Origin of the sequence: Bacillus sp. FSL R5-0654 (assembly GCF_038008745.1) — a bacterium.
GTDB lineage: Bacteria > Bacillota > Bacilli > Bacillales > Bacillaceae > Bacillus > Bacillus safensis.
The window spans coordinates 1833263-1845558 of the sequence record NZ_JBBOZV010000001.1 but is presented as its reverse complement, the minus strand read 5'-3'; the positions used below and the strand labels follow the sequence as shown (position 1 = coordinate 1845558).

Below are 12296 nucleotides of genomic sequence, written 5' to 3'. Positions count from 1 at the left end.
AAATATTTAGTCAAATAACGATGAGGAGTTTGCCTATGACCACACTCAAAGATATTGCTCATGATGCAAAAGTGTCCGTTTCTACTGTATCCCGTGTGTTAAATGGCGATCAAACGCTTGCTGTTTCACACGCAACGAGACAAAACATCCTCGACATTGCTAAGAAGTTAAACTATACCCCAGTGAGAGCAAGAAAAGCCGATCAAGCAGAAGAAAAAAGCCCATCTGAATCCCCAGTCATCGGTGTTGTTGTCGCTCAATCCATTGACGAAGAATTAAATGATCCCTTTTTTTCATCGATTCGAAAAGGAATTGAAAAAGAATATGCCAAGCAAGGCTTGTCCACTCTCCATACCTTTCGCCTAAGAAGCATGGATAAAGGGGCGATACTAAAGGATATTGACGGTTTGATCGTCATTGGACGAATCAGCCCCGATACGGTTGAAAAAATGACAAATCGAATGGAACACATTGTGTTTATCAATCATTATGCGGATGAAGATTTGTATGATTGTGTACATGTGGATTTTGTCAGAGCGGCAGATCGCGCCATTCGTCATCTGCAATCTCTCGGCTATACACATCTAGGCTATATTGGCGGGAAAGAGCGGGAGCATTATTTCGAAGGTAATGCTGTGATTGAGGACGAAAGACAAACGACGTTTATGAAAAGAATGCAAGAGGCGGGAACTCTTCATATGGAAGACATCCACATTGGTGAATACTCCATGCAAGAAGGCTATACGCTTATGCAGCAAGCCATCAAAAAAGGAAAACTGCCGCAAGCCTTTTTCATTGGAAGTGACTCTATGGCAATCGGGGCAATGCGCGCTCTGCATGAAGCCGGTCTACACGTGCCTTCAGATGTATCTATTGTTGGATTTAATGACATTGAAGCCGCTTCATTTTCAAGCCCACCGCTTACAACCGTCAAAGTATATACAGAAGAAATGGGGGAAGTCGGGCTGAAGCTTTTGCTTGAGAGAATAAACGGAAGAAAACTTCCTCTAAAAGTCGTCGTACCAACAACACTCATCGAGCGAGGCAGTACATGTCTCATCCATGAAAGGGGGTGAACCATAGATTTCAGCACACAAAAAAGAGACAAAAAAGCAGAAAGCAAGCTGCTTAGCATGATGGCCAGATCATGCTAAGAACAAGGCAGCCTGCCGGTATGCTCTCTTATCTCTTAGAAAAGAATAGAATTCCAGTATAATGGACTTCCTTTGTTTCCGCAACTGCATGAATTCTACCGATTATCGTCTGAATTTTCAGTTATTAAAAGGAGGAAACCATGAATAAAAAAATCATGCTGCTGACTGCTGCCATGTTCTTGACCATGATTTTGTCTGCTTGCGGTAATAACAGCTCATCTGAAGCAAATGGAAAGGTCACCTTGACGCTATTTTCAACAATGAGCAACAGCGGGGAAAGAAAAGCGTTTGAAGAAGTCATTCGCGAGTTTGAGAAGAAGCATCAACAGATTCGAATCGATGCTAATTTCCCAGGCAACAGCTATGAAGATATGATCCGCGTCAAAATGGGAGCAAACGATATGCCAGACCTGTTTGATACACATGGCTGGGCCAAACTGCGCTATAGCGAGTATGTGGCTGATTTAAAAGAGATGGATTGGGTCAAACAGCTTGATCCATCACTCGACCAGATTTTAAAAGACCAAGATGGGAAAGTGTACGCTTATCCGCTGAATCAAGCAAAAGACGGGCTAAGCTTTAATGCCAATCTATTAAAGGAATATGGCATAGAAGTGCCTAGAACACTTGATGAATTAAAATCTGCTTTGCTGACAGTGAAAGAAAAGAGCAAAGGAGATGTTGTGCCGCTCTGGATACCAGGAGGAGATAACTCAAATATTGCCCAAGTCTTTGATGAGCTGGCGACGCCTTTATTAATCACCGATCAAAAGCATCAATACGGAAAAGAACTTGAAAACGGATCATTTGCTTGGTCTCTCTATACCCCGCTTGCACAATTCATGAAAAATCTGAAGGATCAAGACCTTTTAAACAAGGATGTCCTGACAGCGAAACTCTCTCAAGCGCCTGAACTCATGGCACAAAACAAAATCGCCTTCACCTTTGTCGGAGGATCCTTAGGACCTGAAGCAACAGAGCTGAATTCATCGATCAAAGTAGGCACGATGCCTGTTCCAGCCATTCATAAAGGAGATGAACAAAGCTGGATTGGCGGAGAACGTTTTACTGTTGCTGCTTGGAAAGGCTCTAAGCATCTAAAAGAAGCAAAACAATTCATCGATTTTTTAGCAAAACCTGAAAACGCAAAAAAAATCGCAGAGGGCACATCCTCTGAAACAGCTCTAAAACAAGTGAAAGCGAAAAACTATTACTCTACATTTTACGATCAATACAAACAGGTAAAGATTGAACCGTATTTCGATCGAAAATACTTACCAAGCGGAATGTGGGCGGTCATGGCAACAACGGGTCAAGAATTATTAGCAGGCTCGATCACACCAGAACAGTTATCAAAGAAAATGGAAGAGGAATATAAGCGTTTGAAAAAACAATAGCCGATGGATGCTGAAACAGGAGTGAAGCCAATGAATGACATCACAAAAGCAAAGCAGCCAGCCGTATTCACCTCTTTACCAAAACAAAAGATGCAAAAACGCCAGAATTCCTCACTTTGGTGGATGTACATGCCAGCTGTTCTCGTCGTCAGTACCTTTATCATCTATCCTTTTTTAAACGGCATTCAGCTTTCTTTTACGAATTGGAACGGTTTCTCACAAACTTATCAATGGATTGGTCTTGAGCAATATCAAAGACTGCTTCAGGATCAAGCGACATGGCTTGTTGTCAAAAACACGCTTCTCTATGGAATTGGGAGCACCATCTTGCAAAATATCATCGGACTTGGATATGCTCTTTTATTAAATCAAAGTTTAAAGATGAAAGCCATCACAAGAACGGTCATCTATTTACCTGTCATGATCAGCCCGATTGCGATGGGCTATATTTGGTATTTTGTGTTTGCTTACCAAGGCGGTGCCTTAAATGATGTGGTGACGCTTTTTGGATTCGATCAAATAAATGCGCTCGGCAATCCGGAATTAAACACATGGATCATTGTGCTTGTCAACACATATCAATTTGTGGGGATTGCGATGATCATTTATTTAGCAGGACTTCAAAGTATTCCTAAGGATTATTATGAAGCGGCTCAATTAGACGGCGCATCGAGCTTCCAGCAATTCAGGCGGATTACATTGCCGCTGCTTATGCCGTCGATCACCATTAATGTTGTGCTGAATGTCATTGGCGGGCTCAAGCTCTTTGATGTCATTGTAGCACTCACGGGCGGCGGACCTGGAGATTCCTCGCAATCCATGTCGACCTTTATGTATGATCTGTATTTCAAACGTCAGGATGCAGGCTATGCAGCGACGCAAGGGGTGTTCATGGCGGTCATCATCCTTGTCATTAGTGTCGCAGCGCTGATTTATTTCAAACGAAAGGAGACCGAGGTGTGATGGATAACGCCTATAAACGCAAGAAAAGATGGTACTCCGTCCTCGCACTATTGATCACATTGCTGCACCTCATTCCATTTTATATTTTGGTGACAACATCATTAAAGGGGATAGGAGATTTCAGTTCAAAATGGCTGTTTCCGAAAGCACTGCATCTTGAAAACTTCCGCACAGCATGGACAGAGGCTCAGCTTGGCCAGTCCTTTTTGAATACAGTGATCATTACGTTCAGTTCCGCTGTATTGCTCATTATCTTTGGATCTCTTGCAGCCTATCCGCTTGCAAGAAGGAACACAAAGCTGAATAAAGCAGTCTATGTTTTATTTATTGCCATTATGGTCATTCCACCGCTTACAGCCCTTGTCCCGCTCTATAAAATGGTCGTTCAAATCGGGATGATGAATACCTATCAAATTGCTATTTTAAATAATGTGGCTGCTTTTTTGCCGCTGACAATTTTCTTATACGCAGGCTTTATCCGGTCGACAATTCCAAAGGAGCTTGAAGAAGCTGCCCGTATTGATGGAGCAGGGACACTCAGAGTTTTTTTCACAGTCGTTTTTCCGCTTTTGAAGCCCATCACCGCTTCTGTATTAATCATTGCCTGCGTGTATATTTGGAACGACTATCAATTTGCTATCTTCTTTTTGCAAGATAAAGAGATGCATACACTCACAGTCGCCTTATCCCATTTTTTTGGTCAAAATCAGCATCAGCTTCAGCTCGTTGGGGCAGCTGCACTCATTGCGATGCTGCCAATGGTCACGATTTTTTTACTTTTGCAAAAATATTTTATCGCAGGGCTTTCACAAGGCTCTGTCAAAGGCTAGCCCAATATGGATGTGAAAAGGAGAGTCGTCTATGTCTAAAATTACATTTATCGGTGCAGGGAGTACCGTGTTTGCTAAAAATATATTAGGAGATTGTCTGTTTGTTCCCGCCCTTGCAGGGTTTGAATTCGCATTATATGATATCGACCACAACCGGCTGAAAGAATCAGAAACAATGCTGTCGCATTTAAAAGCAAATTACGGTGCAAACGTGACCATCCAGTCCTATCACAACCGCAAAGAAGCCTTAAAGGATGCAAAATATGTCATCAATGCCATCCAAGTTGGAGGCTATCGGCCAAGTACTGTCATTGATTTTGAAATACCTAAAAAATACGGATTAAGACAAACGATTGCGGATACGGTAGGGATTGGCGGCATCTTCCGCTCTCTTCGGACGATTCCTGTCATGCTAGACTTTGCAAAGGATATGGAAGAGGTTTGTCCAAATGCTTTATTGTTAAATTACACGAACCCAATGGCCACACTGACAGGAGCGATGCTGCGCTATACTCAGGTTCAAACGGTTGGTCTCTGTCATAGTGTGCAGGTGTGTACAAAGGACCTATTTGAATCTCTTGAAATGGAACATGAAGGCATTGAAGAAAAAATCGCCGGCATTAACCATATGGCATGGTTATTAGAAGTAAAACGGGACGGAAAAGACTTGTATCCAGAAATCAAAAGACGAGCAAAAGAAAAGCAGCAATCGCGGCATCATGATATGGTTCGTTTTGAACTGATGGATAAATTCGGCTACTATGTCACAGAATCCTCAGAGCACAATGCCGAATACCATCCATATTTCATCAAATCACGGTACCCTGAACTAATCGGTCAGTTTAACATTCCGCTCGATGAATATCCGCGACGCTGCGAGGAACAAATCAACAATTGGAATACAATGAAGCATGACCTTGTGGGAAACACACAGATCACACATACCCGCTCAAAAGAATATGGTTCCCGGATCATTGAAGCGATCGAAACGAACGTTCCCTTTAAATTTGGTGGAAATGTTCTGAACACTGGCGGGCTCATTGACAACCTGCCTGAAAAAGCCTGTGTAGAAGTACCGTGTGTGGCAGATCGAAGCGGCATCATGCCATGCTATGTCGGAGAAATACCTGAACAATTGGCAGGACTCAACCGAACGAATATCAGCTCACAGCTGATGACCATTGAAGCAGCGATCAGCGGTAAAAAAGAACACATTTATCAAGCAGCTCTACTGGATCCACACACAAGCGCTGAACTATCAATTGATGACATCGTGAATCTTTGCGACGACCTCATTGAAGCGCATGGGGATAGACTGCCAGCCTACAAAGAGGCTACACAGTATAGCGCTTCATCACCGTCATCAAATTAATCATGCTAATCAATCTTTTTTAAAAAAATAGGAGTCGGTGAAAATCACAGGAAAAAGAGACAAATGGATGAATTGAAAGTTTGTTGACGCTTTCATCTGTTTTGCAAATAAAACACACTGTCTTCATAATGAAAGAATCCGAAAAACGAAGGAGTCATTCATTATGAAAACATATGTGAAAAAGTTTATTGAAGAACTAAAAGAATCCATGAAGCATTACGGTGAATCTATCATTAAAATTAAGTCAAATCTATAATAAATGGATAAGGAACAAGACCTGATGTGCAAATGCCATCAGGTTTTTTTATACAAAAAATCACAAATAAATAGAAAAAATTCAGAAAAATAATTGACTGAAAGCGCTTTTAATATTATGATTACCTCAAACTTAACCATGAGTTACCCAATTAATCATCACTTTATTGGTTAACTTGTGATAAAGTTTGATGGAAATAAAGATGATGAATAAAAGGATGGTGACAAACAACGTGTCTAAAGAAGAAATTTTATGGGGCATCGCGCCTATTGGATGGAGGAACGATGACGTCCCAGCACTTGGCGCCGAAAACACACTATCTCATTTATTAAGTGATATTTGTGTCGCTGGCTTTGAAGGAACTGAAGCAGGTGGTTTCTTTCCAGAACCAGCTGTCTTGAATAAAGAACTAAAACTTCGCAATTTAAAAATAGCTGGAAAATGGTTTAGCAGTTATATGATACGAGATGGTTTAGCGGCTTCAATACAAGCATTCAAAAAGCATTGTCAGTACTTGCAAGACATTCATGCTAGTGTAGCTGTTGTCTCAGAGCAAACGTATTCCATTCAAAAAGAAAACATCAACATCTATCAACATCAGCCATCTTTCACAGGTGAGGAATGGGCACTGCTTTTAGAAGGTCTCAATGAATTAGGTCAAATAGCAAACAGTTATCATCTCAAACTAGTCTATCATCATCATCTCGGAACAGGGGTACAAACCTTATCAGATGTCACACGTCTTTTAGCTGGAACAGACCCTCGGTATGTTCACCTTCTATATGATACTGGACATATTTACGTATCAGATGGCGATTATTTATCCTTGCTCAAGCTGCATATCGACCGTATCCAGCATGTGCATTTTAAAGATGTGAGAAAAGAAGTGATGGAAAGCTGTCGTCAAAAAGAATTGTCTTTTTCTGAATCTTTCTTAAATGGATTGTTTACAGTACCTGGGGATGGCTGTATCGATTTTAATGAAGTATACCGTTTGTTAATCAGTCATGGCTATAAAGGGTGGATCGTCATAGAAGCTGAACAGAATCCTGCGATTGCCCATCCTTTAGAATATGCATTAAAGGCTCGTCAGTATATTGATGAAAACTTGGCTATTCATTCTTAAAGAGAACAGGAGAAAAGACCATGAACAAAAGTCAACAAACCAATTTAAGATCTATTATCCTAATTTCGACCTTTGGAGGACTTCTTTTTGGTTATGACACTGGTGTATTAAATGGTGCATTACCTTACATGTCTTTACCGAATCAGTTAAATTTAACAGCATTGATGCAAGGGATTGTGACAAGTGCATTATTATTAGGTGCAGCATTAGGTGCAGTCATATGCGGACGTTTATCAGATAGGTTCGGACGCCGTAAAACTATTTTTTACTTAGCCGCTCTATTCTTTTTTTCTACATTAGGATGTACTGTATCACCAAACGCTGAAGTAATGGTCTTATTCCGATTCTTATTAGGACTTGCAGTTGGAGGAGCTTCAGTCATAGTTCCAGCCTTTTTAGCTGAAATCTCTCCAGCAGAAAATCGCGGAAGAATCGTCACCCAAAATGAACTGATGATCGTATCCGGTCAATTACTTGCTTTTACCTGTAATGCATTGATTGGAAATTTATTTGGAGAGAACCCGTATGTATGGCGCATCATGCTACCAATTGCAGCGATTCCAGCCATTATTTTATTCTTCGGTATGCTAAAAGTGCCAGAGAGCCCAAGATGGCTTGTAACAAAGGGGAAAAACAAAGAAGCACTTCAAGTACTTCACCGCATTCGCTCAAAAGGAGCGGCGAAAACGGAGTTGCTCGAAATAGAGAACGCTTACAGGGAAGAAGTGAATTTAGATAAAGCGACTTTAAAAGATTTATCCACGCCTTGGATTAGGCGGCTTGTGTTTATCGGCATAGGAATTGCGGTTGTACAGCAGTTCACAGGAGTGAATTCCATCATGTATTACGGAACAGAAATTTTAAAAGATGCAGGTTTCGAAACGAAGGCGGCTCTAATTGGGAATATCGGGAATGGTGTTATCTCTGTCCTTGCTACATTTGTTGGAATTTGGCTGCTTGGCAAAATAGGACGTCGCCCTATGTTAATTTCAGGCTTGATTGGAACAACCTTCACATTACTGTTTATCGGCATTTGCTCTAATCTTTTTGCAGGAACAGCCTTTCTTCCATATTTGATTTTATTTTTGACGATTACATTTCTTGCATTCCAGCAAGGCGCCATCTCTCCTGTCACTTGGCTCATGCTGTCAGAAATTTTTCCTCTTCGGCTACGGGGGCTTGGTATGGGGGTAAGTGTATTTTGTCTATGGATGGTGAACTTTTTAATTGGTTTGACGTTCCCAATATTACTTGCTCAGATCGGCCTTTCGATGACTTTCTTCGTTTTTGTCGCTTTCGGAGTCCTGTCTATTTTGTTTGTGGTGAAGTGCTTACCGGAAACAAAAGGGCTGACACTTGAAGAACTAGAAATGAATTTCCGTAAGCACGATCAAACATCAATTGACATCACAACAGATCATCAAACACTGTCTTAAATAAAAGGAATGAAAACAAAGATGGTGTCGAACCAATTTGTGAAAATGGAGTTTCAACAGTAAGGAGTGTTCAATAGATGACCGTAATAGATTCAAAGCTCATTTCAATGAAAAGCATACTGCATGAAGCAAAACAAAAACAATATGCAGTAGGACAAATGAATATCAATGGTTTGCAATGGGTGAAAGCCATCTTACTTGCGGCAAAAGAGGAGCGATCTCCTATCATTTTAGCAGCATCTGACCGGCTCATTGATTATTTGGGCGGCTTTCACACGATTGTAGGCATGGTTGAAGGGTTAATGAGAGATTTGGAGATCAGTGTCCCAGTTTCTTTACATTTAGATCATGGCATGACTGTCTCTCGGTGCAAAGCTGCCATTGATGCAGGATTTAGCTCAGTCATGATAGACGGCTCTTCCTATCCTCTTTCACAAAATATTGCCATGACAAAAGAAGTTGTGCATTATGCCTCTAAAAGAGGTGTATCTGTCGAAGCTGAAGTTGGCTCTGTTGGAGGAATGGAAGATGGCTTGATAGGAAATATCATCTATGCTGATCCATACGAATGTGTGCGACTTGTTAGAGAAACAGGAATTGATGCCTTGGCCGCAGCACTCGGTTCAGTGCATGGCCCTTATCAAGGAGAACCGAAGCTAGGATTTGATGAGATGAAGCAAATAGCTGAACTCACAGACGTTCCGCTTGTCTTACACGGCGGTTCAGGCATTCCTGTTGATCAGATTCAAAGAGCTATCTCACTTGGTCATGCAAAAATCAATGTCAACACTGAATGCTTGGAAGCTTGGAATCAAGCTGTCCGAGCTCAACTAACTAAAAACAAAGCAACCAATGATCCACAAACAATTTTAACACCTGGTACAGAAGCCATTAAACAAGTTGTCAAGATGAAAATCCAACAATTTGGATCAAGTCAGCGTGTTTGAGCACATCTAGCAGACACTCCCATAGATAAGACGAAAAGGAAGATTAAGCATGATAAAAACGAAAAGAATCCAGCAAATAAAAGAATATGTGATCCAACATCAGTCTGTCTCGTTAGATGATCTTGTCACAACCTTTGGGGTGTCAAAAAATACGATTAGGCGAGACGTTCAAAAGCTCGTTGAAGAAGGACATATCCAAAAGGTTTATGGGGGAGTAGCAGCCAATCATGCAAGGCTTGAATCATTTCATGACAGACAAACACGAAACCAACTTCAAAAAAGATGGATTGCAAAAGATGCGGCTCGATTAGTAGATGATGGCGATGTCATTTTTATTGACTCTGGTACCACAACATTAGAAATGATTCATTTTATAAAAGAAAAGGAATTAACGGTTGTCACGAACAACTTAGACTTTATTGTACAAGCATTGCCTTACACTCAGCTTCAAGTCATTTCAACTGGCGGCCAATTAGAGCGGAAAACGAAATCATTTTCCAGCATTACTAATACAAATGATGTACTTCAATACAACTTCGATAAAGTGTTTATGGCCTCAACAGGGGTCTCTATTTCAAATGGAGTAACAAATTCATCGCCAGTAGAAACAAGCATGAAGGAAATGGTCGTCAAAAAAGGTAGAGAAGTGATTCTATTAGTCGATCATACAAAATTCAATAAATATGCGATGTTGACATATTGCCAGCTGGATGAAATCGACTACTTAATCACTGACGATTCTCTGGATACCTCCTATACAACCTTTTTCAAAAAGAATCAAATCAAATGGATCGTTGCTCCTTCACAAGATGAAAGTCAGCAAACTTTAACATGAAGGAACATGTCAAAAATATTTTCAGATAAGGCAGGGGAAAAAATGGACACAATCAGATTAACGGTGAGTCAAGCATTGGTCAAATTTTTAAATGCCCAGTACGTTGAATATGACGGTGAAAAAAAGCCTTTTATCAAAGGAATCTTTACTATTTTCGGTCACGGAAATGTGTTGGGGCTCGGTCAAGCACTTCAAGAAAACCCTGGAAGGCTCGAGGTATATCAAGGAAGAAATGAACAAGGGATGGCACATGCTGCAACGGCTTTCGCAAAACAAAAGCAACGTAAACAAGTAATGGCCTGCACCTCATCCGTTGGGCCTGGCTCTGCCAATATGATCACAGCTGCTGCAACGGCAACAGCGAATCAAATTCCACTTTTGCTTTTCCCAAGTGATGTCTTTGCCACACGACAGCCAGATCCAGCACTTCAACAGATTGAGCAAACATATGACTTGAGTTTATCGACGAATGATGCCTTTCGGGCTGTGAGTAAATACTGGGACCGGGTTTCAAGACCAGAACAGCTGATGTCCGCACTGATTAACGCCATGCGTGTTTTAACAAATCAAGCAGATACTGGTGCGGTCACAATTTCGCTTCCTCAAGATGTTCAAGGAGAAGCATGGGATTACCCGCTGTCTTTTTTTCAAGAGCGCACGCATTTTTTAGACAGAAATGCTCCTTCAGCAAGAAGTATTCAAGAAGCAGCGGCACTCATTCGTAAGAAAAAGAAGCCTTTCTTGATTTTAGGCGGAGGGGTGCGTTACTCAGAGGCGGCTGACGAGTTTGTCCAATTTGCTGAAACTTTTCATATACCCTTTAGTGAAACACAAGCTGGTAAAAGCTGTGTTGAAAGCAGCCACCCATTAAATGTAGGCGGACTTGGTGTCACTGGCAATAGTGCTGCCAATGAACTCGCTCAGAAGGCTGACCTTATTATTGGCGTCGGCACTAGATTTACAGACTTTACAACGTCATCTAAACGGCTATACGCAGACAGTGATGTTTTAACGATCAATCTATCCGATTATCATGCATCTAAATTAGATGCAACAACAGTCATTTCTGATGCGAAGATGGCACTCCTTGCATTAAAGGATGAACTAGCAAACTATCGAACAGGTTATCAAAATGAAATCAAAGAAGCAAAGCAGCGCTGGGCACAAGAATTACATCGGCTTCATCATATTCAGTACACTGAAACAGGCTTTACACCTGAAATCAAAAGCCACTTTGATCATGAATTAGATGAATATAAGGAAAAACTTCATACAACGCTACCTCAAACGACTGTACTTGGCTGTTTAAACGAATGGATTCCATCTGACGCCATTATTACATGTGCTGCAGGCAGTCTCCCAGGAGATTTACAGAGAATGTGGGTGACAAAAGAGCGAAACACATATCACCTTGAATATGGATACTCTTGTATGGGCTACGAAATTGCTTCTGCACTTGGAGTAAAAATGGCTGAACCAACTAAAGAAGTGTATGCCTTAACAGGTGATGGCAGTTATTTAATGCTGCATAGTGAACTTGTCACAAGCATTCAAGAGGGCTATAAAATCAATATCATTCTCTTTGACAACTCCGGTTTTGGCTGTATTAATAATTTGCAAATGGGCCATGGAATGGACAGTTTTGCGACTGAATTTCGAAAAAGAAACAAGAAAACAGGACAGCTTGATGGAGAGATTATGAAAATCAATTTTGCACAATCAGCAAAAGGTTATGGAGCAAAAACATACGAAGTTCATACACTCGATGAACTGAAATCTGCGGTTGAAGATGCTAAAAAGCAGACAGTCAGTACCCTGATTGATGTGAAGGTACTTCCAAAAACTATGACAGCAGGTTACGGTGACTCATGGTGGAACGTAGGTATCTCAGAAATCTCTGATAAAGAACAGATCAAAAAAGAATATGAAGAAAAACAGCAAAAATTAAAACAAGCAAGACAATATTAAGAAAAGCTATAT

General features: G+C 40.9%; 10 protein-coding genes. All 10 read left to right on the top strand.

The window, feature by feature from the left end:
• Window positions 1-35: 35 nt before the first annotated feature.
• The 10 genes from NSS76_RS09200 (at window position 36) to iolD (ending at window position 12284) form a co-directional block, all read left to right on the top strand.
• On the top strand, window positions 36-1076 hold the full coding sequence (locus NSS76_RS09200; RefSeq protein WP_212048913.1) for a LacI family DNA-binding transcriptional regulator: 1041 nt from the start codon (window positions 36-38) through the stop codon (window positions 1074-1076).
• A gap of 218 nt (window positions 1077-1294) precedes the next feature.
• Window positions 1295-2551 (top strand): ABC transporter substrate-binding protein, encoded by a 1257-nt coding sequence (locus NSS76_RS09195; protein ID WP_341081902.1) that lies wholly within the window; start codon window positions 1295-1297, stop codon window positions 2549-2551.
• Between the two features lie 30 nt (window positions 2552-2581).
• Window positions 2582-3514, top strand: coding sequence for a carbohydrate ABC transporter permease (locus NSS76_RS09190; protein ID WP_172881724.1), 933 nt, complete (start codon window positions 2582-2584; stop codon window positions 3512-3514).
• Window positions 3514-4344, top strand: a complete 831-nt coding sequence (locus tag NSS76_RS09185; protein WP_281237129.1) for a carbohydrate ABC transporter permease — start codon at window positions 3514-3516, stop codon at window positions 4342-4344. Before NSS76_RS09190 ends, NSS76_RS09185 begins: the two co-directional genes overlap by 1 nt.
• A 31-nt stretch (window positions 4345-4375) precedes the next feature.
• Window positions 4376-5716, top strand: a complete 1341-nt coding sequence (locus NSS76_RS09180) for an alpha-glucosidase/alpha-galactosidase (RefSeq protein ID WP_341081891.1) — start codon at window positions 4376-4378, stop codon at window positions 5714-5716.
• Window positions 5717-6204: 488 nt separating this feature from the next.
• Window positions 6205-7098 (top strand): myo-inosose-2 dehydratase, encoded by an 894-nt coding sequence (gene iolE / locus NSS76_RS09175; protein WP_149126720.1) that lies wholly within the window; start codon window positions 6205-6207, stop codon window positions 7096-7098.
• 20 nt (window positions 7099-7118) lie between these two features.
• A complete protein-coding gene (locus NSS76_RS09170) occupies window positions 7119-8534 on the top strand; it encodes a sugar porter family MFS transporter (RefSeq protein WP_341081888.1) in 1416 nt (471 codons plus the stop codon).
• Window positions 8535-8611: 77 nt separating this feature from the next.
• Window positions 8612-9481 carry a class II fructose-1,6-bisphosphate aldolase gene (gene fba / locus NSS76_RS09165; RefSeq protein WP_341081886.1) on the top strand — a complete coding sequence of 290 codons (870 nt, stop codon included), beginning with the start codon at window positions 8612-8614 and terminating at the stop codon, window positions 9479-9481.
• Between the two features lie 49 nt (window positions 9482-9530).
• Window positions 9531-10316, top strand: a complete 786-nt coding sequence (locus NSS76_RS09160; protein WP_135031627.1) for a DeoR/GlpR family DNA-binding transcription regulator — start codon at window positions 9531-9533, stop codon at window positions 10314-10316.
• Between the two features lie 42 nt (window positions 10317-10358).
• Complete coding sequence (gene iolD / locus NSS76_RS09155) at window positions 10359-12284, top strand: 3D-(3,5/4)-trihydroxycyclohexane-1,2-dione acylhydrolase (decyclizing) (RefSeq protein WP_341081884.1); 1926 nt, start codon at window positions 10359-10361, stop codon at window positions 12282-12284.
• Window positions 12285-12296 lie beyond the last annotated feature (12 nt).